Below are 26,184 nucleotides of genomic sequence, written 5' to 3'. Positions count from 1 at the left end.
GGGCGGGGTGCCATCTGATGGCAAGTGGACTCAAACGACGTGCCACTTGACCACAAAAGACCGGAGTCGGCGGCTGGCGATCCTCTCGACGAGTGATCGACCCCCCAGCAGCCGCCGGCTCCTCCTTTCGGCGGATATCCCGTGAGCACCAAACCATGGAAAGAAGCGCCTTCCGGGGCTGCGCGCAGAAGCCGCGCCCCACGGAACGGCTGCATTCCACGGACCGGACGCCGGCGCGCAGTGAATCACTGGTCCTTCTTCGCAGGGGAAAGGGGGCGCACTTCCCGGATGGACAGACGGTACGTCGGCCGTTCTTGCTCCGCCGCACCCGTTCGAGTGACTACCTGTGTAAGCCAATCGGTGAAACGAGTATGCACTTACGCGTGTGTCCCAAGAACCACGGAATTAGGCTCAAAACAGCCGGCATGGGAAGCCGGCTGCATTTAGGCAATACAGCTTGGGGATATGGGGAACGATGACAACTGCATTGTGTCCGCATGCGCCGGTCGGTTTTGATGACCGGCGCACAGCGAAGGTCGCGGCTCATGACTGACATCAATGAATCATTCGATGCAACAGCTTCGTGGTGGCCCGTGCGGCGCAACTCGCGCGTCCGCACCACGGGTACCGCCGTCCATGCGCCGGCCAGGGAGTGGCGTCGCAGGTTTACGCTGCGATTGGCGGCCACGGACCTGGCGATCATCGTGGTCGTTTGTTCCGTTGGTGCGCTGACGCTGCCGGACCGGAACCTGTCGACCACGATTGAAGTCTTGGACGTCGTGGTTTTCTGGATGGTGTTGCTGACGTTGTACCGCACACGTTCGCCACAACGCATCGGTGCCGGCGCCATGGAATACAAGCGAATCGTGGACGCAACGGTGGTCGCGGCAGGATGGACTGCCATGGCGATCGTGGTCACCGGGTCATTGCACGTGCGATGGGTGGTCATCGTCGTCTTTCCCGTGGGGCTTGTCGCGTTGCTTGCCGCGCGCTGGTTGTGGCGCCGTTGGCTGGTCCGACAGAGCTCCGTTTCCGGGCACTACCTTTCGCGCGTGGTGGTGGTTGGCCGCAGTGCCGACATCCGGTATGTCAACGAGCGGCTCTCCCAGGCCCCGGGTGCCGCCTACAAGGTTGTGGGTGCCGTGTACGACGAGGACGTGGTTCCGGGCCATGGCGCTCCATACCCGCAAAGGGCCGGGCTGAAGACCCTGGAAAACGTCGTCGCCAGCACGGGAGCAGATGCCGTCATCGTTGCGGGAAGCCTTCGCGAAGGAAGCGAGGCGGTCAAGAGCCTCGGGTGGCGCCTCGAGGAATCCAGGACACAGATCATCCTGGTCTCGAGCCTGACAAACGTCGCCGGACCCCGCATCAGGATGCGCCCGGTCGAGGGACTGCCCCTGATGCATGTCGACCTTCCGAACTTCGACGGGGGACACCACGTGGTCAAGCGCATCATGGACATTGTCCTGTCCGCCGCGGCGCTTGTGGTCCTGCTGCCGGTGTTCGTTGCCCTTGCCGTCATCGTCAAGAGGGACAGCCGCGGGCCGGTCTTCTTTGCGCAGCAGCGGGTCGGTCGCAGTGGGGAGCCCTTCAAGATGTTCAAGTTCCGTTCCATGGTGGTTGACGCCGAAGCACGGCTTGAAGCACTGCGGGACCAAAACGAGGGTGCCGGGCACCTGTTCAAGCTCAAGAACGATCCCCGTGTCACCCATGTCGGCCGGTGGATGCGCAAGTACTCGCTGGACGAGCTTCCCCAGCTGCTCAACGTGCTGAAGGGCGACATGTCCCTGGTCGGCCCACGGCCCCCGTTGGCAAGCGAAGTTGCGCAGTACGAGAAGGAAACGGTGCGCCGCTTGTACATCAAGCCAGGCGTCACCGGGCTCTGGCAGACCCGCGGACGCAACGACCTTCCCATGGACGAGAGCATCCGCCTGGACCTGTACTACGTGGAAAACTGGTCGGTCACCGGTGACATCATGATCATGTGGCGGACCCTGAAGGTAATGATCCAACCGGAAGGTGCATACTAATGCCGAACGAAACCCAGCCGCTGAAGGTGGCAGTCATCGGTGCCGGCTATTGGGGTCCGAACCTGGCCAGGAACTTCTCGGCGTCACCGCTATGGGACCTCGTGGCCATCTGCGACCTCGACACGGAGCGCGGCGAGGGGTTGGCCGCGAAGGTGGGCCGCCCGGCCGTCGTCCCCGATGTCACGACGTTGTTGGCGGATTTCGAGATCGATGCGGTGGCCATCGCCACGCCCGCCCGCACACACCACCAGATCGCCATGCAGGCGATGACGGCGGGCAAGCACGTACTCGTCGAAAAGCCGTTGGCCGATCGCGGCAATGCGGGGCAGGAACTGGTGGATACGGCCGAAGACCTGGGCGTGGTGCTCATGGCCGACCATACGTACTGCTACACGCCGGCGGTCATGAAGATCCGTGACCTGATTGCCTCAGGGGACCTCGGCGACATCCTCTACATCGATTCGGTCCGGATCAACCTGGGATTGGTCCAACCTGACGTCGATGTCTTCTGGGACCTTGCCCCGCACGACCTGTCGATCCTGGACTTCATCCTGCCCGACGGGCTGCGCCCGCTCACGGTCACCGCCCAGTCGGCGGATCCGCTGGGCGCGGGAAAGGCCTGCGTCGGGTACCTTTCGATGCCGCTGCCCGGCGGGGCACTGGCCCACATCCATGTGAACTGGCTCAGCCCCACCAAGATCCGCAGCATGGTCATCGGCGGTTCCAAGAGGACCCTGGTGTGGGACGACCTGAACCCGCAGCAACGCCTGAGCGTGTATGACCGCGGCGTGGACCTGCGGGGCCAGGAACTCGTCAACGGAGACAGCCGGGACAGGCGCAACGCCTCTGTGTCTTACCGCCTGGGCGACACGTGGTCGCCGGCGCTGGAGGAGTTCGAGCCGCTGGCCCGCATGGTTTCGCAGTTCCATGCGAGTGTCCGAGGCGCATCGGATTCCCCGACCGACGGGCGGGCCGCGATGCGCGTGCTCTCGGTCCTGGAGGCCACCAGCAGGAGCCTGGAAAAGGGGGGAGCACGCGCACGGGTCACGGGGGAAGGCCTGCGGTTGGAAGTTGCGAAGTAGCAAGGAGAAGAACAACCAAACCTTGGGGGGATCATGAAGGAAAACACTCACGACGGTTGGGACAGCAACCCGACCGCCCTCTCCGGCGGGCACTACCTGGTGACAGGCGGTGCGGGGACCATCGGCTCGGAAATCGTCGACCAGCTCCTGGACGCGGGAGCCGCGCATGTCCAGGTGCTGGACAACCTGGTCCGCGGGCGCCGCGCCAACCTGGCGAACGCGTTGGCCACCGGCCGGTGCACGCTCGTCGAGGGGGATCTTGCCGACCGGGGACTCGTGGCCGAACTCGTCCGCGGAAAGGACGTCGTGTTCCACCAGGCAGCGATCAGGATCACCCAATGCGCCGAGGAACCGCGGCTGGCCCTCCAGGTCCTTGTCGACGGGACGTTCAACGTCCTCGAGGCGGCGGCCGCGGCGAGGGTGCCCAAGGTCGTTGCCGCATCCAGCGCCTCGGTCTACGGAGAGGCCGAGTGCTTCCCGACGGGGGAACACCACCACCCCTACAACAACGACACGTTCTACGGGGCGGCCAAGTCGTTCAACGAGGGCATGCTCCGTTCGTTCCGCGCCATGTACGGGATGAACTACGTGGCACTGCGCTACTTCAACGTGTACGGGCCGCGCATGGACGTGCACGGGGCCTACACCGAGGTGCTGGTGCGCTGGATGGAACGGATCGCCGACGGGCTCCCGCCGCTGATCTTCGGCGACGGGTCCCAGACCATGGACTTCGTGTTCACCGAGGACATCGCCCGCGCCAACCTGCTGGCCGCGGCCGGACCCGTCAACGAGGGCACCTACAACATCGCCAGCGGCACCGAGACAAGCCTTGCCGGCCTGGCCGGGGCCCTGCTGCGGGTGATGGGCTCGGACCTCGACGTCGAGCACGGGCCCGAACGCGCCGTCAACGGCGTGCAGCGCCGGCTCGCTGACACTTCGGCGGCGCAACGGGACCTGGGTTTCGCTTCGCGGGTCGGTTTGGAGGAGGGCCTGAAGAAGCTTGTCGCCTGGTGGGAACCCCTGCGCGAGGAGGTGGCCGCCGGCCGCCTGCTGACCGCCAAGAGCGGGGTGGGACCACGATGACAACGATTCCGGCACTGCCGGCAACGGCCGCACCCGAACGCATCAACGTCATGAAGCCCTGGCTCGGCGAAGACGAATCTCGGGCGCTGGCAGAGGTCGTCGCCTCCGGGTGGGTGGCACAGGGGCCCAAGACCGCCGAGTTTGAAAGTGCCTTCGCAGCACGCCAGGGTGCGGGCCATGCCGTGGCCACCTCAAGCTGCACCACGGCGCTTCACCTCGCACTCATCGTGGCCGGGGTCAAACCCGGAGACGACGTGCTGGTCCCGTCGTTCTCATTCATCGCCACCGCGAACGCGCCGACATACGTGGGTGCCCGCCCGGTCTTCGCCGACGTCGAGGAGGCCACCGGCAACGTCACAGCCGAATCCCTGGACCGCGCGCTCACCGTGGCCACCACGGCCGTCATCGTCGTCGACCAGGGCGGTGTGCCGGTCGATTTGTCTCCTATTCGACGGTGGTGCGACCTTCACGGCCTGTTGCTCATCGAGGACGCGGCATGCGCCGTCGGCTCGACGTACCGCGGAAAGCCCGTGGGGCAGGGGGCGGATGCCAGCGTCTGGTCGTTCCACCCGCGCAAGGTGCTCACCACCGGCGAGGGCGGGATGCTCACCACCGACAACGAACTGTGGGCACGGCGTGCACGGACCCTGCGGGAACACTCCATGGGCGTCTCCGCCGCCGAACGCCACTCCTCGATCGTCGCGCCGGCCGAAAGCTACGCGGAAATCGGCTACAACTTCCGCATGACCGACCTGCAGGCGGCCATGGGGCTTGTCCAGTTGGGCAAGCTCGATGAAATGGTGGCCCGGCGCCGCATGCTCGCCGAAAGGTACCGCACGGCGCTCGCCGGGATTCCCGGGCTGCGCCTCGTAGCCGACCCGGAGCACGGGACATCGAACTTCCAGTCCTGCTGGGTCGAGGTCCTGCCGGAATATCCACTCGGCCGCGAGGCCCTGCTGGAGCACCTGGGCCGCCTGGGGATTTCCGCACGGCGCGGCATCATGGCCGCCCACCGGCAACCCGCCCACGCGCATGTCGCGGCGGGCCGGCTGCCGGTGACAGAACGGCTGACCGATGCCACGCTGATCCTGCCGCTGTACCACCAGCTCACCGACGACGGCCAGCAACGCGTGATCCACGCGCTGGCCAACCCGCGGGGCTGAAGGCATGGCACGGGTGCTGCTGCTGGCCGCCGGGGGACTGGCGCGCGAGACAGCGTCGTCGATCCGCGCCACCGGCGACCACCGGGTCGTGGGCATGCTTGACGACTCGGAAGGCCTGTGGGGCCGGGAGATCTCGGGCGCGGCGGTGCTCGGAGGCATCGATGCGGCCGCAACGCGCACCGAAATGCTCCTGGTGTGCGCGGGCCCGGGAAGTTCCCGCGCACGAATCGTCGCGCGTTTGGCGGAACTCGGGGTGGAACCCGAACGCTATGCCACGCACGTGAGCGGCGCGGCCGACATCGGCAGCAACGTCGCCGTTCGGCAGGGAGGCATCGTCCTTGCCGGATGCGTGCTGACCTGCGACGTGTCCGTCGGGCGACACGCAGTGCTGATGCCGCGGGTGGTCCTCACGCATGACAATGCGGTGGGGGACTTCGCAACCCTGGCAGCCGGGGCCGTCCTGGGGGGAAACACCGTCATTGGTTCGAGCGCCTACGTGGGGATGAACGCCAGCGTTCGGCAGGGCCTCACGGTGGGGGAGGGCGCCACGCTGGGCATGGGCGCGGTGCTGCTCGAGGACCAGCCGGCAAACAGCGTGTGGGCGGGGAACCCCGCCCGGGCGCTGCGCGCACGTGAAAACACCGAAACCGCCGCACGGCCGCGCCTGGAGGGGGCCCACCGATGACCACCAATTCGACGACCCAAACCTCGGTCCCCCTGGTGGACCTCAGGGCGCAACAGCTTGAGGTCCAGCCGCAGGTGGATGCGGCACTGGCGCGGGTCTTCCGCGACACGGCCTTCATCGGAGGGCCCGCCGTCCAGGAATTCGAGGCCGCGTACGCGGCCTTTGTGGGCACCTCGCACTGCGTGGGCGTGGGCAACGGCACCGACGCCCTGGAACTCGCGCTTCGGGCAAGCGGCATCGGCGCGGGGGACGAGGTGATCCTTCCGGCCAATACCTTCGTGGCCACCGCCGAAGCCGTGAGCCTGGTCGGTGCCCGCCCGGTGCTCGTGGACGTGGACCCCCGGCACCTGCTGATCGACCCGCTGGCCGTGGCGGCGGCCGTGACCGGCAGGACCCGGGCGATCATGCCGGTGCATCTCTACGGGCAGACCGCCTTCGTGGAGCAGCTGGAACCCATCGCGGCGAGGTGCGGCGCGGTGGTCATCGAGGATGCCGCGCAGGCCCAGGGCGCGACCCGCCATGGTCGAAGCGCCGGGACGTTGGGACAGGTCTCCGGGACCAGCTTCTACCCGGGCAAGAACCTCGGGGCGGCCGGCGATGCAGGCGCAGTGCTGACCAGCGACGCCCGGCTTGCCGAGCGGGTGCGCCTGCTCTCGGCCCATGGCAGCAAGGTGAAATACGTCCATGAGGCAGTGGGCCGCAATTCCCGGATGGACGCCGTCCAAGCGGTCGTGCTCGGTGCAAAGCTGGAACGCCTGGCTGGCTGGAACGACATGCGCCGCGAGGCCGCCGCCCGGTACGGGCGGCTGCTGGCGGAGGTCCCGGAAGTCGAGCGGCCAACGCAAGCCACGGGCAACGTCGATGTATGGCATCTGTACGTCATCCAGGTCCAGGAGCGCGACAGTGTCCTGGCCAGGCTGAACGAGGCGGGCATCGGGGCCGGGATCCACTATCCGTACCCGGTGCACCTGACCGGGGCGTTCGCCGATCTCGGCTACAAGCCCGGGGACTTCCCGGTGGCCGAGCGTGCCGCCGGGAGGATCCTTTCCCTGCCGATTTTCCCGCACATTACCGAGGAACAGCAGGAGCTCGTTGTCGAGGCCCTCAAGCAGGCGTTGCGGTAATGTCCGAGCGCAAGGCCACGATTCCGGAGGCGCCGCCGCACGACGGGGCCACCGCCGGCGGCGCCTTCGGCTGGAGTCTTGCCAATGCCTTGGTCTCCAGGCTGGGAACCCTGGGCATTGGCATTGTGTTGGCCCGTCTGCTGGGGCCCGAGGAATTCGGCACGTTTGCGATTGCGCTCGTGGCACTGATGGCGGTGCTCAGCTTCAACGAATTGGGCGTCAGCCTCGCCATCGTGCGCTGGCCCACTGATCCGTCGCTGATCTTTCCGACGGTCAACACGTTGTCCACCGCCGGAAGCATTGTTTTTTGCGCCCTGGGCTGGTTCGCCGCCCCGGTCTTCACCGATCTCATGGGAAATCCGGGCGCGACGGACGTTGTGCGGCTGCTGATACTCTCGGTTCTTCTCAACGGGATCGTGGCAGCACCGGCCGCGCTTCTCCAACGCGCATTCCAGGAACGGACCCGGATGGCCATCGACCAGGTCAATGTCTGGTCGGGAGCCGTCGTCTCAGTTGTTCTCGCCTTGCTGGGCATGGGGGCCATGGCTTTGGCCATTGGCCGGCTGGTGGGGAGCACGCTGTCGGCCGCCATGCTTCTCCGGGCTTCGCCGATGCCGTACTGTTTCGGGTGGGATCGAGGCACGGCCACGTCCCTGCTGAAGTTCGGATTGCCCTTGGCCGGAGCCAGCATCGTGATGTTCGCAGTGGGATACGCGGACCAGTTGGTTGCCGGGGCGGTCCTGGGAAGCCTGGCCTTGGGCTTCTACGTCTTGGCATTCAACCTCTCCAGCTGGCCGCTGAACGTCGTGTCGCAGCCCCTGCGCAGGGTCGCCCCGGCCGTCTTCGCCGCAATCCAGCATGACCCGGTCCGCTCCCACCAAGTCGTTCAGGGACTCTTGGGGATTCTGGCCAGCGCCACGTTTCCGGCATTTCTGGCCATTGCGGGTGCGGCCGGACCGTTGGTTCGACTGGTCTACGGCGAACCTTGGATGCCCGCGGCGGGGGTGCTTTCCTGGCTGGTGGTTGCCGCTCTTTCCAAGGTGTTCTACGAGCTGGTCTACGACTATCTGGTCGTCGCGGGGCGGACAGGTACGGTCATGGTGATCCAGCTTGCCGGACTGGTGGCCCTGGTGCCGGCGCTGTGGTTCGGTGCGGCATGGGCGGGCCTGCTTGGTCTGGCGGCCGCGCAGGCAGCGGTGGCTTTCGCGGTGCTGATGCCGATGTACTTGTGGCAGTTGCGCCGGGTCGGCATCGGGCTGGGATCCATGGTGGGCGTTCTCTGGCTTCCTGCTCTCAGCGGGTTGGCGGCTGGGGCGGTGTGTTCCCTGTGCGCCACGGTGATTCCGATTCCCCTTTTCGCGCTTAGCGCTGGGGCCCTTTTCACACTCCTAACCATGGCGGGCCTGCTTTACCTCCAGCGCGGGGACATCCGCCGCATTCTCCGTATTTCCCGGCAAGAAAGACCAGAGGCATCCCCATGAAAGTCTTGATCTACCCTCACGACCTGCACATGGGTGGCAGCCAGCTCAACGCGCTGGACCTCGCTGCCGGGCTGCGTGACAAGGGGCATGAGGTGGTGGTGTACGGGCAGCCGGGCGAACTGGTGGCGCGCATCCACGCGCTCGGGCTTGAATACATCGAGTCGCCGCGCCCGAGCCATCGCCCGACACCGGGCATTGTTGCCGACTTGCGACGCGTGGCCATCGAACGCGAAATGGATGTTCTCCATGGGTTCGAGTGGCCGCCGTCGCTCGAATGCCGCCTGGCTGGCTGGGGGCTTAAGAACACGGCAAGCATCTCGACAGTCATGTCCATGTCCGTGGCAAATTTCATCCCCCGGGACATGCCACTGACGGTGGGTACGGAGCAGATCATGGAGGAACGGATCCGCCGCCGCTACGGGCGGGTCACGCTGCTGGAACCGCCCGTGGACGAGGAGGAAAACACCCTTGATGCTGCGGCAGGTTCCGAGTTCCGCAGGCAGCAAGGAATTCCCGACGATGTGCCGATGGTCGCCGTCGTCAGCCGGCTGGTGCCGGAGCTGAAACTTGAAGGGATCGTGTCGGCCATCAGGGCTATGGGGTTGCTGCGCGAAAGCCGCGATATCCGCTTGGTCGTGGTGGGGGACGGCCCGGCGCTTGGCGAGGTCCGGCAGGAGGCCCGTCTTGTCAACCAAAGATACCCGGGGACAGTCATTCTGGCCGGGGCAATGTCCGACCCGCGTCCCGCCTATTCCGCGGCCGACGTGATGCTGGGCATGGGGGGATCGGCACTCAAGTCCTTGAGCTTCGGCAAGCCGCTCATCGTCCAGGGCGAAGGGGGCTACTGGAAGGCAGCGGCTCCCGAAAACGTGGGCGAGTTCTTCTGGCAGGGCTGGTACGGGGTCGGCACGGATGCCGGGCGGGGCCCTGTGAACTTCGCTGCCGAACTTGAGCTTTTGCTGGCGGACCCCGCACGCCTGGAAGCGCTCGGTACATTCGGCCGGGGCGTCATCGAGGAACGGTATTCCATCACGGCTGCCGTCTCCGGCTTGGAAGAACTGTACCGCGGTGCTTTGGCCGATACCCGCCAGCACCCAGGGGAAAGCCTCAGGGCCTCCCTGCATTTCGTGCGCTACCAGGCTGCCCGTGTGGCACAGCGGATCCGCCGAAGGGCTGCCGCCGACGACTTCAACGTGGACACGGTTGCAGCACGCGGGCCGGCCGGGCCAAGGCAGGCGGAACATCCGCCCGTCGTGTATGTGCCGGGAACGTTCTGGAGCGACATCAAGGGCACCGACCACATGCTCGCAACGGCCTTGTCCAAACGAGGCCCCGTGATATGGATCGACCCGCCGCGGACACTGAAGTCAGCCCTTGCGGCAGGAACGAAGCCGTCCCTGAGGTCTGTCGCTGTCGAGTCGGCGGAGCCGGGAATCACAAGGGTCTGGACCCAAGTGCCCGCGGGGGTCAGTATTCCCGCATTGCGCAACCAGTACGACAGGCTCTCGGCACGGGCGGTGCGCCGGATCGTGGCCCGGCAGGGCCTTGCTGCGCCGTTGATCGTGCATTCTTCCGCCACCGCCGGTTTCCCCAAGGGGTTGCCCGGAACCAAGGTCCTATACGTCACCGATGACTGGGTGGCGGGCGAGCAGCTGATGGGGTTGCCGGCCGGAAGTGTGGAGCGACGCCTGGCCCAGAACATCGCTGTGGCCGATGTCGTGTTGGCCGTGTCTCCGGGATTGGTCGATGCGCTGGGTTCATCTCCTGCCCGACCACGTGTGCGGTTGCTGCCCAACGGGTGCCACGTGCGCGAGATGCATCCTCCGCAAGCAGGACGCGCGGACGTGGCCCTGCTGGGCCAGCTCAATGACCGGTTGGACCTGTCGTTGCTGGAGGTGATCCGTGACAGTGGATTCCGATTGCAAGTGGCGGGTCCTGTGCGCGGAAAGGATGCGGCTTGGAAACACCGGATGATGGAATTCCTGGAATCCGAAGGTGTCGAGTGGGCAGGAGAAATCGACCAGCATGATGTTTCCCGGTTCCTCTCCAAGTGCGCGGTGGGACTCACGCCCTACGCTGCCTCGCCCTTCAACGAGGCCAGTTTCCCTTTGAAGACCCTGGACTATCTCGCTGCCGGGATTCCCGTGGTCTCCACCGACCTGCCTGCTTCGCGGTGGTTCGAATCGGTACACGTGCGGATCGGCCGGTCGAGCCGGGAAATCGTGGAGCTCCTCGCTGAAGCGCAGCGAATCACCGAGGACCCCCTGGCCATCGCCGAGCGGCACGACCTGGCCGCCGCAAACAGTTGGGACAAACGCACAGGTGAACTGTTGAGATTAAGTACTGACGATGTGGTATTGCGCCAGTAGAGTGGGGGAAACCACAAACGCATTCGATCGTGCAGCCACGACGCACCATGCGAAAGCAGTGGGTTGGGGCGCAGCTAGCACGGCGAATTTTTGGGGGAAGTTCCATGATAGTCAGCGATTTGCTCAAGAGCTTGTTGCGTCGTTGGTACATCGTGCTTGTCGGGCTGTGTGTCACTGCGGGCATGGTTTTCGTTGCATACTCGATCACTCCTGTGACGTACAAGGCCACCGCGACAGTAGTTCTCTTGCCGCCGAAAAAGTCGGTCGCCGAGGGGGACAACCCGTATTTGTACATGGGTGGACTGGGCCAGGCACTCAATGTCCTGGTGATCACCATGAACTCTGCCAGTACCCAGGCAGAGGTGCTGAACGGACGAGACGGACTCGGCTATGCGCTGGAACAGGACACGACGACGACCGGTCCGATCATCAACATCACCACCGCGGCACCGACAAACACCGAGGCATTGGATCTGCTGGGCCAAGTGGTGGAGCTGGTACCCCAGACACTGGACGGCCTGCAATCGCAGCTGGAGGTACCCGGCAACGCGAAGATCGGCTCGATGACGCTTGCCCAGGCCCACGAGGCGGATACGGAAAACAAGCGCCAACTTCAGCTGATGGCTGGCGCTGGCGCTGCCGGCCTGATCGGAACCGTCTTGGCAGTGGCGGCCATAGACAAGCTCCTGGTCAAACGGGCAGGCAAGCGCAATCGGCCCAAGCGGGACAAAGGCGGCAGCACCGGGGCCGAGGATGAAAAACCGTTGGTCAAAGACTCCGATGAGCAGGGAACACCAATGGTTCCGGACACCTCGCTGGCCCAGCTCCACCGGTCGGGGATGGCCAGCGGGTCATAGGCCATGCTCCAGACACTGAGCCGCAAAGCCCCCCAACGTGTACCCATGACGGTGCAGTTCGATGCTGTCACGGGACTGACCGTCTATGTGCTGTTGCTCCTCTTTGTGCCCAGTGACAGGGTGCTTGCCCCACTGGGCGGTGCAGGGACCCCGGCGGCGATCTTTTCGGTGGGCCTGCTGGTGTGGTGGCTGTGGTTCCGGGTCCGCTCCGCAACCTATCGGCGTTTCTCGAACCCGGTAGCCGTTGCCTTCGCGCTGTTCTGTGCCGCCGTCTTGGTCAGCGAGATTGTGGCCGCGGCATCCTCGATTCCACAGGCGGACCAGAACGCGGCGGATATGGGACTGATTCGACTGGGCAGCTATGCAGGGGTGTTCTACGTGGCGGCCGACGGGATCCCTTCCAAGGCGCGACTGCTGGTGCTTTGCCGACGCCTGGTGCTGGTGGGTGCAACCGTTGCACTGCTGGGCATCTACCAGTTTGCAACGGGTACCCTGCTGATCGACAGGCTACCGACACCGGGCCTCAGCGGCAGTGACGGAGGAATGGATATCCGCAACGGGTACATGCGGCCGAGAGGAACCGCGCGGCATGCTCTTGAATTCGCGGCGGTCCTTTCAACACTGTTGCCCATCGCCCTCGCCTTGGCCGTGGGCGACAGGCAACGAAAGCTGGTGGCTCGAGTGCTTCCGGTCCTGTTGATGGTGACGGCGTCACTGGTGTCCCTCACTCGGTCCGCCCTCATCGGTCTCGTGCTTGGATTCGTCTCGATGTTCCTCTTCTGGGGGAACAAGGTTCGCATGATCGTGCTCACCAGTTTCGTCCTTGGGGCGGGTGTGGTTGGCGTGGCCATGCCACAACTTGTGCGCGTGGTCGCTGACATGTTCTCCGGCGCCGACACCAGCGTGAATTCACGGACTGACAGCTGGGACCTCGCCTTCGCGATGTTTTTGGCAAACCCGTGGTTCGGGAGGGGCTTCGGGACCTTCCTGCCGAGCTACCGGATTTTGGACAACCAGCTTCTACAGCTGCTCATCGAGATCGGCATCATCGGGTTGCTGGCGTTCCTGGGCTTGATGGCAACCGCCGTGTATTGCGCGGTTGTCGCCCGAAGGGACGATTCGGACGCCGCAATGAACCAGCTCGGGGTGGGTTTGGCCGCATCCATCGCATCAGGGGCCTCACTTATGGCCTTTTTCGATGCCTTTTCGTTTCCGCAGGCACCTGGCGTGCTCTTCCTCGTGCTCGGCTTGGCTGCAGGATACTGGCGCCTGTCTCGCGAGCAATCGCTGGACAGCGCAAGCGTCCGCCTGGGCGGGGTGAGCAAGCGGCGAGCGCACGTGATATCGGCTGGTGCCGTGCTGCTGGTATTCTCCCTGGCGGTTCCAGTGGCGCTCCATATCCGATCTGTGCCTCCGGTCTACTGGGCCCAGCAGGAAGTCGTGTTCCTGCCGCCGGCCTCGGCGGTTGACGGAAACTCCTTGCGCACGGATGCCAGGGACTTGATCCCGTATGCGGCAATGGTGGAGCGCCGATTTGCGGGCACGGTTGGCAAACAGGCATTGCGCACCGTCTCGGCTCCGATTTACGGGACCGGGATCGGCCAAGGGTCCGTAGCCTATGTGCCCAATGCGGGCGGCCAATGGGAAACCTTCATGAAGAATGCGTTGATCACCGTGGAAGTTGTAGCCCCGAACCGCGATGCGGCACGGGACCGACTCAGATCCATCACCAGCGAGCTGGTTGCCATGGCCGCACAGCCCCAAGACGAGATGAGGGTTATTCCCAGCGCCTTTATCCTGACCGACACCTACCCGCAAGACGTCGTTCCGGCGGCAATCCAACCTCGCACGAAGTGGGCCCTGCTGCTCTGGGGGTTGACGACGGTTGTTGCCGCGATGCTTGTCCATTCCGCAGTCACCCGGCGAATCAGGCCCCCTGGCCTCTGGGAGCCTGCCAAACGAGAGGAAGCCTTGTGAACGGCGCTGAACACAGTCCGCCCGCTGTTTCCATGCGTAGGGCGATGGCAGCGGCGAGCGCCACGGTGGCGGCACTCTTGTTCTCTGGCTGCATGGTGGGCGAACCGGACCGAACCGTGGAGCTGGGGAGCCTGCCTGTGGACGGCACAAACGCGTACTACGGGCAATTCGAGAACCCGCTCCCCGACGATGCCTCGTTCTTCCCCCTGTCCGTATGGCACGAGAGCGTCACCGACGCAGCCCTGGTGGAGAAGGACAAGTCCTTCGGCATCAACACCTACGTTGAGCTGACACCCGATTCGGTGCCCCAGCTGGCCCGCGATGCCGGGATGTATGTACTGGCAAGCACACCGGACGATGACTTGAACGGATTCGTGCTCCCCGACGAGGTGGACATGTGGGGCAAGTCCGGCCACGGGGTGTGGACGGGTGCATGGCCCGGCGAAGCCCCAATCTGCAAGCCCGAAGACAGCCGCTGCGGGTACACGATCATGGAGAAGTCGTTGCTCAAGTCCCCGGAGGGCCTGGTGGTCTACGCCAACTTTGGCAAGGGCGTCACGTTTTGGGATCCGGACACCGTGGGCAGGTATTTCGTCAATCAGTATGCCGACATCGTTTCGGCAGACAACTACTGGTTCACCGACCCGAATATCTGCGGCAAGTCCGAAGGCGGCACGAAACTGGACGAACCGCGTGACTTGACGCCAAGCGAATGTCGCCTCGCCGCCAACTACGGTTGGACGGTCGAGCGCATGCGCGGGTTTGTGCAACCCCCGGGTGCGAAGCCGGTCTGGGGCTTCGTGGAACTCGGAATGCCGTTTGCGGAGACCGTCCAGCCGATCAAACCGGAAGAAATCCGGGCCGCCGTCTGGCACAGCATCATCGCCGGCGCCCGCGGCATCGTGTACTTCAACCACAGTTTCGCCGGGAGTTGCGCCTCGCAGCATATCCTTCGTGATTGCGGCGAGGATTTCAGCGCTTCGGTCACAAAGATCAACAACGAAGTGTTGAGGTTGGCCACTGCCATCAATGCGCCGGTGGTGCAGGGAGGCCTGCAGTCGGTGAAGGGGAACATCCGCAGCACGGTCAGGAAACTCGATGGCGAGGTGGTCGTGTTTTCCGGTTCGGCGAGCCCCGGGAAACAGGAAGCCGAGTTCCGACTGGCCTGCGGGATTGCCGGAGACATAGAAGTCGTCGGAGAAGGCCGTACCGTCAAGGCCAGGGGGAGTACCTTCAGCGATCGATTCGAAGACGGCAACGCTGTGCACATCTATCGAGTCCCCACGGAGTCTTGCTAGCGTTAGACACCGTCCTCCATGCGCCACGACCCCGGAGGGCTTCGTCGCGGATGCTCAGGACCGGCTGGTGTCGTCCCGTTCCCAGGCTTTTCCACGGCTATTGGCCTTCGTGCGGTTCTGCACCCGGGCGACGGAGGCCAGTGTTGCGTATACGAACACGTCCAACGCCGTTCGTGGGCCCGAGACGGAAGCCAGAAGCTCTCGCAGGGTACGTCTGGTGGAATGTTGGTGCCGGCCCTCTGAAAGTTCGCCCTGCCCTCGGTAAGTTCGGCGCAGGATCGCCAAAAGTGCTTCGACGGTGCGCGGGGTCTTGACGCGCACCGGGATGCTGGGCAGCACCGTTTTCTCTGTGGGCGCGAACTGCCGGTCCACGAACAGGTCGTCCGCGGTCACGTCCGGGAACTCGTCGAAGCGTCTGCGGCCGGCAAGGCTCACTCCGTAGGCCCCGGCGCCCCAGAGAGCTTGGTTGCTGGACGGGATGCGGCGTCTGGCCCGGTAAAACGCCCGAACTGGCCATGCCGCCCCGGTGACGTCGTAGTCGAAGGCAGGACGTGCCGAAAGCGCCTGGGGCGAAGACAGATAATCGAAGGTCATGCGCAAGGCCGAGACAGTGATGATGATGTCCGCGTCAAGGTACAGCCGTGGGAAGGTCTCGGTGAGCCGGTCGGCAAGGTTCAACGCGGCGACTTTGGAAGGCACCTCGGATTCGATGACACGTATCCCGGGAAAGGAGCGGGCTATTTGCGCGGTGTTGTCAGTGCATCCATTGCACGCGACAACCACTTCGATGAGTCCCGCCTGGGCAAGAGGTGCCAACGGGGTCAGGGTACGGGCGATGACCGCAGCCTCGTTGTGTGCCGGAATAACCACGGCACCGCGCGGGAAACGGTCGCCTCCGTCCTCGGGCTGGGTCCCGGCCGGAAGCTGGTCCCAAGTCGACTCATTGGCGATCCTGGCCAAGAGCCCTTGGTGGGCCGGAAGGTTGAAACGCACGGCATGGTGCAGTGCAACCAGTCCGTGGAACGCGGCTGCATACCGCGCGGTGCCGTGCTTTCGGGCGTAACGCACCCGGTTCACGGCCATCAATGCGTTCAGGTCCGTTGAGGAACCCGAACCGCCCATCTGGTGGGTCATTGCCGCCGAAGGTTCGTACCAGATGTCGTGGCCGTGCTTGCGGGCCCGGCGGAAGTAATCGGTCTCCTCCGAGTAAAGGAAGAATTGCTCGTCCCAAGCCCCCAATTGCCGCTCGACGTCCACCCGGATCATCAGTGCGGCGCCGGTGGCCCAGTCCACGCGGTGGGGGTGTGCGTAGCTCTCCGGGTTGAATTCGATTTCGCTCATCCACCCGGGCCTGGAGGGCAGTTTCGAACCGAACACCGCGTCGCCCAGTGCCCTGCCCAAGGAGGGTTCGCGACGCAGCGACCGGTAGGTCTCGCCATCTGGTTCCAACAGCCTGGGAACGACCAACCCTGCACCCGAGCGCCTCATCCGTTTGAGTAGTGCGCCGATTGCTCCAGGTGCCACGGTCAAGTCCGGATTCAGCACCAAAACGGCTTCACACTCCCCGGCGAAGGTCCGTGCCATGTTGATGCCGCCGGCGTAGCCAAGGTTCGCGTTGTTGGCTACGACGATGACATCCGGATGCCCCCGGAGCACCTCCAAGGTCGCGTCGCCCGAGCCGTTGTCGCAGACAACCAAGCGCAGGGCGAACTCCTGAGCTTCGATGCGCAGGCTCTGGATGAGCTCCTCGATGGAGTCGGCATTGTTGTACGTGACCGCCAGCACCGAGACGCTTGAAACCTGCCCGTCGGGAACGAACATCCCCGGAGCATGCTTCGGTTCCTCCGCTGCCGGCACTCGACAGGGTTCGACACCTGCCGCGGTCCCCGCGGCAGCATCCAGCAGGTGGCTGTCGCGGCGGATCATCAGCAGCCCGGGCGGATCGTCGAGAAGGTAGCGCCGGGCGAGCCGCTTTGGTTCCAACCCCAGCCGCCAGGCCCATTCCATTCCGTGGCCGCTAACCCAATCCGGGGCCCGCTGCACCGTGCCGGCCAGGAAATCGACAACGGCTCCGAAGGACAGGAGTACCCGGGCCCCTGTCAGGTCGCCGTAGCTGGCCACCCACAGTTCCTGCCGGGGCTTGCCCAACCCCACTACCAGGATGTCGGTTCCGGCCCGGCGCACCTGCTCGGCCAATTCGAGTGAAGCTGCGCGGTTCTCGATTTGCGCGCGCTCCGGTGCCCAGAAGCCGCTGATCCTCAGCGTCGGACGCACCGTGGGCAGGTCAAGTGCCAGTTGCTGCTGTACGTGGGTGGAACCACCGAGGAATCCAACGGACGATCCGTTGCGCTCCGCAGCGTCAAGGATCGGGCCGATCAGGTCGCTTCCGGCGAGCCGGGGCCATCGGCGCCCGGTGATTCGATTTGCCCGGGTGACCAGCGGTGCCCCGTCCAGCAATGTCAGCCAATTGATCCGAGGCGCCGTGCTGCCGGATTCCTCGTCGTCGCGGCACCGCAGCACTGGGCTGGGTGTGCGCGAGTCACCCAGAACGCTGTCCCAGCGTCCGCCATGGCCGAACTGGATGATGTGGTCCATGTTCGCGGAAACGACCGACAGCGGTGGCGGGTTCGCGGTGCCGGGACCCGGCACATGGCTTGCACGTTCCGTCACGCGATCCAAGGCGTCCTGAAGATCCAGCAGATCAACGACGACACCGGCAAGTTCCACCCGCTGCATTGTGCCCCCAAGGCCCCTGCGTTTCGTGCTGCAACCCCGGTCGGCAGCACCCCGATGGAAACCAATCTATGTGCAGACTTTTGAGGAGTCTTAAGTGTTTTCTTGATCCGCACACCCTAATTTTCGGGAACAAGAAGGTAGGTAGCACTCCGATGACTGCTCCGGACCAGCCGTACTCGTCGCCCCGGAAAGTATGGACGCGTTCTTGCCGGAAGAAGTGGTGCCCGAATCCTGGAGCCCGGAGGACGATCGCACACCTGGAGGGCCTGAGCGCACCGAGGTGGTTCTCAAAGGGAACTTTTAAGAGAGTCGTCACCAGCCTGGTAGTGAACGCCGGAGAAGGCGAGTTGGTCCCGGGATCGACAGTGTTCCGCCGTCGTGACCGGCCAGTGGAACATCTCAGGGCCTGCCCGCGAAGACGCCGGTGCACTCCAAGATGAAGCAGGGCCAGGAATGCGAGAGGTGCCCTCGCTGGATGCCGGGGCACGCCTCACAAGGGCCGCAGTTTCCCGTCGGATTCGACGTACCGTTTTTGGGTGGCAGGGCAGACCCAGTGGCCCTCGGCGTGGGTCAGCGGGCGGCCCGCTTCGCCGACCCATCCCACCCGTTTGGCAGGCACCCCCGCGACCACCGAGTAGTCGGCAACGTCCTTGGTAACAACCGAACCGGCGGCGACCATGGCCCATTTCCCGATGACCAGCGGAGCAATGCAAACGGCTCTTGCGCCGATGGCTGCCCCCTGATGAATGGTCACGCCAACCATTTCCCAGTCGTCGCCCGTCTTGATAGTGCCATCGGGGTTGATCGCACGTGGGAAAAGGTCGTTCGTCAGTACGGCGGCAGGGCCGATGAACACCCCGTCCTCGAGCACGGCGGGCTCGTAGACCAGCGCGTAGTTCTGTATCTTGCAGCGATGGCCAAGCTGGACGCCGGGGCCGATGTAGGCGCCGCGACCCACATTGCACTGTTCCCCCAGGACAGCGTCTTCGCGCACCTGTGCCAAATGCCAGATGTTGGTGCCGGCACCCACACGGGCACTTGACGCGACATCCGCGGTTTCCTCAACATGCGTCATTACTGATTCCCCAAATCACCAGCCAGCAGGATTCCTATGCTCACCTAACAGTGGAGGAAGGGATGTCTTCCGCACAAGGGTTCAAGCCGCGGGAACCGCCGGAGGCTACTGATCCGGTTGGGTCAACACGGTCTGGTCACGAAGCCCGGGCTCCTTGCGAAGACCTGTCAGCCCATACCATGCGAGGTTCACCACGTGGGCTGCCACAGTGCGCTTGTCCGGATGCCGGGCATCAAGCCACCACTGTGCGGTCATCGCGACCATGCCGACCAGCATCTGGGCATAGATGGAGCCGTCCTCGGCGCTGAACCCACGACGCGAGAATTCGTCGGTCAGGATGTGCTCGACCTGTTCGGTCACCTTGGTCAGCAGGGTCGAGTAGGTGCCTTCGGGCTGGGACGGGGGAGCGTCGCGAACCAGGATCCGGAAGCCCTCCGTGCAGTCCTCGATGTAGGTCAAAAGCGCCAGCGCAGCCTTTTCGAGAAGGACGCGTGAGCTGTCGTCGCCTGAAAGCGAATCGGTGATGCGTGCCAGCAGCTCCCGGTATTCGTTTGTCACCACCTCCATGTAGAGGGCTTCCTTGGAGCTGAAATGTTCATAGACAACGGGCTTCGACACCCCCGCGGCCGTGGCGATCTCCTCGATCGTGGTTCCGTCAACACCGCGCAGGGAGAACAGCTGTCGGGCGATATCGAGCAGTTGGAGTCGACGCTGAACGCCGGTCATCCGGGTGCGGGGGCGTTGAATGGAGCTCATGCACTTCATGGTACGCAGGAAAGGGCGGCGGAGGCGCTCCCTGCGGCGCTGACACGCGTGAAGGCCAAGTCGCATCAAGGGTCCCAGTCGTGGCAGAATGGATGACTGTGTTGCAGAGCCAGTCTCCAAGCACAATCCGCCCTGGTGTAATTGGCAGCACCCCAGCCTTTGGAGCTGTGGAGTATAGGTTCGAGTCCTATGGGCGGAACGCATCACCCGATGAAATTCTTGGTGAAGTTCACCGGATAGAATGGTGAAGCCAGGCTGGGCCGGTCCGGCTAGCCAAAGTACAGGGAGTACACATCTTGAGCGTTCAAGCCAACGCACCAGCTGCCGTCATCGTCCTAGCCGCAGGCGCGGGAACCAGAATGAAGTCGGCGAAGCCCAAGATCCTTCACGAAATCGGCGGCCGTTCCATGGTTGGCCACGCGATTGCCGCAGCTCAGGGATTGGAACCCGCAAAGCTCGTGGCAGTGGTTCGGCACGAACGCGACCGTGTCGTCGAGCACCTCCTGCAGGTTCACCCATCGGCAGTAATTGCGGACCAGGACGAAATCCCGGGCACCGGCCGTGCCGTACAGGTCGGCCTGGAAAAGCTTGATGCAAGCCTCGAGGGCACGATCGTCGTGACCTACGGCGACGTTCCCCTGCTGACGACCGAGCTTCTGTCGGAACTCGTGGAAGTCCACGACCGCGACGGCAACGCAGTCACTGTCCTCACCGCGCTGCTTGACGATGCAACGGGCTACGGGCGGATCCTCCGTGCCGAGGACGGAACCGTCACTGGCATCCGCGAACACAAGGATGCAAGCGACGAAGAGCGCGCCATCCGCGAAGTCAACTCCGGCATCTACGCCTTCGACGCCGAGATCCTGCGTTCGGCCTTGAATGACGTCACCACCGACAACGCCCAGGGCGAAATGTACCTGACCGATGTCCTGGGGATCGCCCGGGCAAACGGCGGCCGCGTGGCAGCCGTCGTGACGGAGGACCGTTGGCAGGTGGAAGGCGCGAACGACCGCGTCCAGCTTGCCGCCCTGGGCAAGGAATTGAACCGCCGCATCCTCGAGGCTTGGATGCGTGCCGGTGTCAGCATCATCGACCCGGACAGCACCTGGATCGACGTTGAGGTCGCGCTGTCCAACGACGTGACCATCAAGCCCGGCACCCAGCTTCACGGTGCCACAGCGATCGGCACCGACTCGGTGATCGGCCCCGATACCACGCTGAACAACACCTCCGTCGGGCGCGGTGCACGGATCGTGCGTTCGGATGTCACCGACTCGAACATTTCCGAGGGAGCAACGGTGGGCCCCTTTGCCTACCTGCGCCCCAAGACCAACCTTGGCCCCGACGCCAAGATTGGTGCCTTCTACGAGACCAAGAACGTCGTTGTTGGCCGTGGATCGAAGCTCTCGCACCTTGGCTACGCCGGGGACGCTGAAATTGGTGAATTCACCAACATTGGCTGTGGCAACATCACGGCCAACTACGACGGTGTCAACAAGCACCGCACCGTCATTGGTTCGCACGTGCGCACCGCCTCCAACACCGTCTTTGTCGCCCCGGTGACCATCGGCGACGGTGCATACACAGGAGCCGGCGCCATCGTGCGCAAGAACGTTCCGGCGGGGGCACTTGCCCTCTCCGTGGCACCGCAACGCAATGCCGAGGGTTGGACGCTTGCCAAGCGCCCGGGTACCCCCGCCGCAGAAGCTGCATTCAAGTCGGCCCTTGATTCCGGTGTAGCCACCGTGTCAGCGGATTCCGCAAAGTAAAACCAATCACCTTCGATCCCCGTTCGAGCGAGAAAGCGATCACATGAGCGAACTGAGCCATAACGTCGATAAGAAGCTGGTGCTAGCTTCAGGCCGTGCCCACCCGGAGCTAGCCGAAGAGGTGGCAGCGGAGCTCGGCACCGAATTGCTTCCGATGAGTGCGTACGACTTCGCCAACGGCGAGATCTACGTTCGTTCGGGTGAATCGGTGCGTGGCAAGGACGTCTTCGTCATCCAGGCCCACCCGGCACCGCTGAACAACTGGCTGATGGAACAGCTCATCATGGTCGATTCCATGAAGCGCGCATCCGCCCGCCGCATCACCGTGGTGGCGCCGTTCTACCCCTACGCACGCCAGGACAAGAAGGGCCGCGGACGCGAGCCGATCTCGGCCCGATTGGTTGCCGACCTGTTCAAGGCAGCCGGCGCGGATCGCATCATGAGCGTGGACCTGCACACCGCGCAGATCCAGGGCTTTTTCGACGGCCCGGTCGACCACCTCTTCGCCATCCCGCTGCTCGCGGACTACATCCGTGAACTTGTCGGTGGCGACGAAGTAACGGTCGTGTCCCCGGACACCGGACGCGTCCGTGTTGCCGAGCAGTGGGCGGAACGCCTGGGCGGGGCCCCGCTCGCCTTCGTACACAAGTCACGCGACCTCACGGTACCGAACCAGGCTGTCTCCAAGACGGTCGTCGGCCAGATCGAGGGTCGCACCTGCGTGCTGATCGACGACATGATCGATACCGGCGGAACCATTGCCGGTGCAGTGAAGGTGCTCAAGGACGCCGGCGCCAAGGATGTCATCATCGCAGCCACCCACGCCGTATTCTCCGACCCGGCCGCCCAGCGCCTCGCCGAATGCGGTGCGCGTCAGGTAGTGGTCACCAACACCCTGCCGATTCCTGAATCCAAGCGCTTCGACACCCTCAAGGTGCTTTCGATCGCCCCGCTGCTGGCCCGCGCCATCAAGGAAGTTTTCGAAGACGGCTCTGTCACCAGCCTGTTTGACGGCAACGCCTAAGAACGCCGCCTTCTAGAATTCCAAGGACCCCCTGATGCTGAACTGGCATCAGGGGGTCCTTTCACAAGGTCCCGAGCGCCCGATCCCGTGATTTCCCTGTCGGGGGCGGTTCCTGCTAAAATTGATGCTTGTGCCCAGGCGAGGGAACTGCATGCGAATGTGGGGTCCGTTATCGACGAGGCTAGAAACGCAATTAGCGTCCTTCTCCTGACAAGGAATCGGATGATGATGCTTCTAGGCCCGAGCGGGGCAAGAACCAATCAATCATCTTCCACAAGGAGAAACCATGAGCAACATCATCACGCTTGACGGCGAACTGCGCACCGACTTCGGCAAGGGCGCTGCACGCCAGGCCCGCCGCGCCGGCAAGATCCCTGCAGTGATCTACGGCCACGGCGCAGAGCCGGTTCGCGTTCTTCTCCCGTCCGCTGCAACCACCCTTGCAGTCCGCGGCGCAAACGCCCTGCTGAACATCTCCGTCGATGGCGAAGAAACCGTCACCCTGGTCAAGGACATCCAGCGCCACGCCCTGCGCCAGACCGTAGACCACCTTGACCTCCTGATCGTCAAGAAGGGCGAAAAGGTCACCGTTGACGTCTCCGTTCACGTTGAAGGTGAAGTTGTAGCCGGCGCCACCCTGTCGCTGGACCACGCTTCGATCGCCGTTGAGGCAGAAGCCGTTGCGCTTCCGGAATTCGTTGTTGCCAACATCTCCGGTGTTGCAGCAGGCTCGCACATCCTGGCCTCGGACTTGGTCCTGCCGGCAGGCACCGAGCTGGCTATCCCGGGCGACGTCGTCATCGCGACCATCGATGCCGCTGCAGCAGCCGAAGCCGAAGTGGCTTCCGCCGAGTAGTCTTCAGGTAATCTTCATCGCATGACTAGCGATACCTGGCTCGTAGCCGGGCTCGGGAACCCCGGGCCCGGCTACGCGCACAATAGGCACAATGTCGGACAAATGGTCGTTGACGAATTGGCCTCCCGGATGGGTGGAAAGTTCAAGACCCACAGCTCCCGCTCGCAAATACTGGAGGGTCGTCTCGGAATTGGCGGACCGAAACTGATCTTGGCCAAGCCGATGACGTACATGAACCTTTCCGGAGGGCCAGTCGGAAACCTTGCCAAGTTCTTCGGCGTCGGCGCATCACACGTGATCGCCGTGCACGACGAAATCGACATCCCTTTCGACACCGTCAAGCTCAAGATCGGTGGCGGAGAAGGCGGGCACAACGGGCTGCGGGATATCTCCAAGGCACTCGGCACCAAGGACTACTTAAGGGTGCGGGTCGGGGTCGGGCGTCCTCCGGGACGCATGGATACCGCTGATTTCGTGCTCAAGGACTTCTCCAAGGACGAAAAGAAGGATCTTCCTTTCCTGATCGACAATGCGGCAGACGCGGTCGAGCACCTGGTGCACCTGGGACTCGAAGCGGCCCAACTCAAGGTTCACACTTCGTAACATGTGTCCCGGGGGTGCGCTCCGATCCGGAGCTGACAACTGTCGACGGAAAAGGTCTCGGCTTGAGTGCCGATTCGCGAATTTGTTGAACCATCGTTCAGCTCTTACAATGATTTAGTGCCTTTTTGGCCCCAAATACCAGGGGCCGGTAGCGGGCGGCCTCCGAGACTGGGCCACCCCCATCCTGCTGCCGGCCTCTTTTTTGTGCCCGAAAGCCCGGGTAAGGTTTGACTTAGATGCCCACGCAGCCACTACATGGGACAATTAGCGAAGAAATTGATGCCGTAATCAAGGCATGGTTCCCGGCTGCGCGTCCGACAAGAATCGGGGTGCGGATCCGGGAACGTTTCGGCATGAAACGAGACTTCGGAGGATCCAACAGTGTCCAGTGCATCTCCACAACCGCATGATGCCCGCCTCGAGCCCCTCGACGACGTCGAGGTAGCCCGCCTCAGGGCGGATTTCCCCATTCTCGAACGCCGGGTCAACGATGCTGAGCTGGTCTACCTGGATTCCGGTGCGACGTCCCAAAAGCCGACCTGCGTCTATGAAGCCGAGCAACACTACTACGAGAGCTACAACGCGGCAGTTCACCGCGGGGCGCATTCGCTGTCCGTCGAGGCAACAGACGTTTTCGAGCAGGCGCGTGCAACCGTGGCCGGATTCATCGGGGCGGGCGAGAACGAGCTGGTCTGGACCTCCAACGCCACAGAGGCCTTGAACCTTCTGACCTACTCGTTCGGCAACGCAAGCGCGGGCCTCGGCGGGGAAGCGGCCCGACGCTTTGCCTTGGGCCCGGGCGACGAGATTGTGGTGACTGAACTCGAACACCACGCGAACCTGATCCCTTGGCAGGAACTGGCCTTCCGGACCGGGGCCACACTGAAATACATTCCCATCGACGAGCACGGCGCCCTTCGGTTGGACATCGCCGATGAAGTCGTTTCCCCGCGGACCCGCGTGTTGGCATTTACCCACGTCTCGAACGTGTTGGGTACCGTCACCGACGTCCCGAGGCTGGTTTCCCTGGCCCGCGCTGTCGGGGCGTTTACGGTACTGGACGGCTGCCAGTCCGTCCCGCACCTCCCGGTTGACGTCAAGGCGCTCGACGTGGACTTCATGGCCTTCTCCGGCCACAAGATGCTCGGGCCGACGGGGATCGGCGGACTGTACGGACGAAGCGAACTTCTCGACGCGATGCCGCCCTTCCTCACCGGCGGGTCAATGATCACCTCCGTCACGATGGAGAAGGCGGAGTTCCTGCCTGCCCCCATGCGCTTCGAGGCCGGCACCCAACGCATCGCCCAGGCCCACGGGCTTGCCACAGCGGTGTCCTACCTCCAAGAGGTCGGAATGGAGCGCGTGGCCGCTTGGGAGGAATACCTCGGCGAACGCATGCTCATTGGCCTGCAGCAGATCCCCGGCGTGCGTCTGCTGGGGCCGGCACGCGGCGTGCCGCGAATCGGCGTGGCGCCCTTCGCTGTCGAGGGAGTGCACCCGCACGACGTCGGGCAGTTCCTCGACGCCCGTGGCATCGAGGTGCGCGTGGGACACCACTGCGCGCAGCCGTTGCACCGTGCCTTGGGAGTGAACTCAAGCACCCGCGCCAGCACCTACATCTACAACACCACAAGCGACATTGATGCACTGCTGAACGCGGTGGCCGATGTGCGAGGATACTTCGGAGTCGGCAAATGAACGAACTAGACCAGCTGTACCAGCAGATCATCCTGGAACACTCAAAGGCGCGCACGGGGGAGGGCCTGATCGATTTCGATTCCGCCGGTGCGCACGGCGAATCCATGCAGCACAACCCGGTTTGCGGTGACCAGATCCGGCTGCGTGTGCAGATGGATGGATCCAAGCTGAAGGCCGTTTCCTGGGAGGGAGACGGATGTTCCATCTCGATGGCCTCGGCTTCGGTGCTGGCGGACATGGCTGTCGGACTTGACCGCGAGGAATTCATGGAAATCCTCGAGGAATTCCGGGAACTCATGAGATCCCGAGGCAGCAGGGAAGCCGACGAGGAGATCCTGGGCGACGCGGCGGCGTTCGCCGGGGTCTCCAAGTTCCCCGCACGCGTCAAGTGCGCGATGCTTGCCTGGGTTGCGGCCGAGGCCGCCTTGCTGGAGGCCAATTCCCAGGCCTGACCTGCACGCCACGTGAAAAGGGCCATGGCCCCGACTCCCCGAGATGTCGTTCGGGGG

General features: G+C 64.1%; 20 protein-coding genes and 1 tRNA gene. 18 read left to right on the top strand and 3 right to left on the bottom strand.

The genetic code is table 11. The features are described from left to right. Positions 1–545 precede the first annotated feature (545 nt). From ACSYDW_RS09155 to ACSYDW_RS09105, 11 genes are all read left to right on the top strand, one after another. Positions 546–2,030, top strand: coding sequence for a sugar transferase (locus ACSYDW_RS09155; protein ID WP_438338421.1), 1,485 nt, complete (start codon positions 546–548; stop codon positions 2,028–2,030). After that, positions 2,030–3,112 (top strand): Gfo/Idh/MocA family protein, encoded by a 1,083-nt coding sequence (locus tag ACSYDW_RS09150; RefSeq protein ID WP_438338420.1) that lies wholly within the window; start codon positions 2,030–2,032, stop codon positions 3,110–3,112. The genes ACSYDW_RS09155 and ACSYDW_RS09150 overlap by 1 nt, the downstream gene beginning before the upstream one ends. Positions 3,113–3,145: 33 nt before the next feature. Beyond that, positions 3,146–4,195 carry an NAD-dependent epimerase/dehydratase family protein gene (locus ACSYDW_RS09145; RefSeq protein WP_438338419.1) on the top strand — a complete coding sequence of 350 codons (1,050 nt, stop codon included), beginning with the start codon at positions 3,146–3,148 and terminating at the stop codon, positions 4,193–4,195. Next, positions 4,192–5,358 (top strand): DegT/DnrJ/EryC1/StrS family aminotransferase, encoded by a 1,167-nt coding sequence (locus tag ACSYDW_RS09140; protein ID WP_438338418.1) that lies wholly within the window; start codon positions 4,192–4,194, stop codon positions 5,356–5,358. The genes ACSYDW_RS09145 and ACSYDW_RS09140 overlap by 4 nt, the downstream gene beginning before the upstream one ends. Positions 5,359–5,362: 4 nt before the next feature. Then, the gene (locus tag ACSYDW_RS09135; protein WP_438338417.1) at positions 5,363–6,043 is read left to right on the top strand and encodes an LbetaH domain-containing protein; all 681 of its coding nucleotides are present in this window, start codon (positions 5,363–5,365) and stop codon (positions 6,041–6,043) included. Then, positions 6,040–7,167, top strand: coding sequence for a DegT/DnrJ/EryC1/StrS family aminotransferase (locus ACSYDW_RS09130; RefSeq protein WP_438338416.1), 1,128 nt, complete (start codon positions 6,040–6,042; stop codon positions 7,165–7,167). The genes ACSYDW_RS09135 and ACSYDW_RS09130 overlap by 4 nt, the downstream gene beginning before the upstream one ends. Beyond that, on the top strand, positions 7,167–8,648 hold the full coding sequence (locus ACSYDW_RS09125; RefSeq protein WP_438338415.1) for an oligosaccharide flippase family protein: 1,482 nt from the start codon (positions 7,167–7,169) through the stop codon (positions 8,646–8,648). The genes ACSYDW_RS09130 and ACSYDW_RS09125 overlap by 1 nt, the downstream gene beginning before the upstream one ends. Beyond that, entirely contained in the window at positions 8,645–11,017 is a 2,373-nt protein-coding gene (locus tag ACSYDW_RS09120) for a glycosyltransferase family 4 protein (protein ID WP_438338414.1), read from the top strand. Before ACSYDW_RS09125 ends, ACSYDW_RS09120 begins: the two co-directional genes overlap by 4 nt. Before the next feature lie 104 nt (positions 11,018–11,121). After that, the gene (locus ACSYDW_RS09115; RefSeq protein ID WP_438338413.1) at positions 11,122–11,874 is read left to right on the top strand and encodes a hypothetical protein; all 753 of its coding nucleotides are present in this window, start codon (positions 11,122–11,124) and stop codon (positions 11,872–11,874) included. A 45-nt stretch (positions 11,875–11,919) separates the two neighbouring features. Further along, the gene (locus ACSYDW_RS09110; RefSeq protein ID WP_438338412.1) at positions 11,920–13,851 is read left to right on the top strand and encodes an O-antigen ligase family protein; all 1,932 of its coding nucleotides are present in this window, start codon (positions 11,920–11,922) and stop codon (positions 13,849–13,851) included. Further along, positions 13,848–15,149 (top strand): hypothetical protein, encoded by a 1,302-nt coding sequence (locus ACSYDW_RS09105; protein WP_438338411.1) that lies wholly within the window; start codon positions 13,848–13,850, stop codon positions 15,147–15,149. Before ACSYDW_RS09110 ends, ACSYDW_RS09105 begins: the two co-directional genes overlap by 4 nt. Positions 15,150–15,203: 54 nt before the next feature. Here ACSYDW_RS09105 and ACSYDW_RS09100 read toward each other — a convergent pair whose 3' ends face one another. From ACSYDW_RS09100 to ACSYDW_RS09090, 3 genes are all read right to left on the bottom strand, one after another. Then, positions 15,204–17,885, bottom strand: a complete 2,682-nt coding sequence (locus tag ACSYDW_RS09100; RefSeq protein WP_438338410.1) for a WecB/TagA/CpsF family glycosyltransferase — start codon at positions 17,883–17,885, stop codon at positions 15,204–15,206. A gap of 490 nt (positions 17,886–18,375) precedes the next feature. Continuing rightward, positions 18,376–18,960 (bottom strand): acyltransferase, encoded by a 585-nt coding sequence (locus tag ACSYDW_RS09095; RefSeq protein WP_438338409.1) that lies wholly within the window; start codon positions 18,958–18,960, stop codon positions 18,376–18,378. 105 nt (positions 18,961–19,065) lie between these two features. After that, the gene (locus tag ACSYDW_RS09090) at positions 19,066–19,716 is read right to left on the bottom strand and encodes a TetR/AcrR family transcriptional regulator (protein ID WP_438338408.1); all 651 of its coding nucleotides are present in this window, start codon (positions 19,714–19,716) and stop codon (positions 19,066–19,068) included. A gap of 135 nt (positions 19,717–19,851) precedes the next feature. Here ACSYDW_RS09090 and ACSYDW_RS09085 point away from each other — a divergent pair. The 7 genes from ACSYDW_RS09085 to sufU all read left to right on the top strand — a co-directional run bounded on the left by ACSYDW_RS09085 (position 19,852) and on the right by sufU (position 26,127). After that, positions 19,852–19,924: transfer RNA gene (locus ACSYDW_RS09085), tRNA-Gln, on the top strand. A gap of 97 nt (positions 19,925–20,021) precedes the next feature. Then, the gene (glmU, locus tag ACSYDW_RS09080) at positions 20,022–21,494 is read left to right on the top strand and encodes a bifunctional UDP-N-acetylglucosamine diphosphorylase/glucosamine-1-phosphate N-acetyltransferase GlmU (RefSeq protein WP_438338407.1); all 1,473 of its coding nucleotides are present in this window, start codon (positions 20,022–20,024) and stop codon (positions 21,492–21,494) included. A 43-nt stretch (positions 21,495–21,537) separates the two neighbouring features. After that, on the top strand, positions 21,538–22,518 hold the full coding sequence (locus tag ACSYDW_RS09075) for a ribose-phosphate diphosphokinase (protein WP_438338406.1): 981 nt from the start codon (positions 21,538–21,540) through the stop codon (positions 22,516–22,518). A gap of 286 nt (positions 22,519–22,804) precedes the next feature. Beyond that, positions 22,805–23,374 (top strand): 50S ribosomal protein L25/general stress protein Ctc, encoded by a 570-nt coding sequence (locus tag ACSYDW_RS09070; protein WP_438338405.1) that lies wholly within the window; start codon positions 22,805–22,807, stop codon positions 23,372–23,374. 21 nt (positions 23,375–23,395) lie between these two features. Continuing rightward, positions 23,396–23,977 carry an aminoacyl-tRNA hydrolase gene (pth, locus tag ACSYDW_RS09065; protein WP_438338404.1) on the top strand — a complete coding sequence of 194 codons (582 nt, stop codon included), beginning with the start codon at positions 23,396–23,398 and terminating at the stop codon, positions 23,975–23,977. Between the two features lie 381 nt (positions 23,978–24,358). Further along, positions 24,359–25,675 (top strand): aminotransferase class V-fold PLP-dependent enzyme, encoded by a 1,317-nt coding sequence (locus ACSYDW_RS09060; RefSeq protein WP_438338403.1) that lies wholly within the window; start codon positions 24,359–24,361, stop codon positions 25,673–25,675. Further along, positions 25,672–26,127 (top strand): Fe-S cluster assembly sulfur transfer protein SufU, encoded by a 456-nt coding sequence (sufU, locus tag ACSYDW_RS09055; RefSeq protein WP_438338402.1) that lies wholly within the window; start codon positions 25,672–25,674, stop codon positions 26,125–26,127. Before ACSYDW_RS09060 ends, sufU begins: the two co-directional genes overlap by 4 nt. The last annotated feature ends 57 nt before the right edge of the window (positions 26,128–26,184 follow it).

Origin of the sequence: Paeniglutamicibacter selenitireducens, from assembly GCF_051550675.1 — a bacterium.
Lineage (GTDB): Bacteria > Actinomycetota > Actinomycetes > Actinomycetales > Micrococcaceae > Paeniglutamicibacter.
The sequence above is the reverse complement of the archived record's forward strand: the minus strand, read 5'-3'. Positions and strand labels throughout refer to the sequence as shown.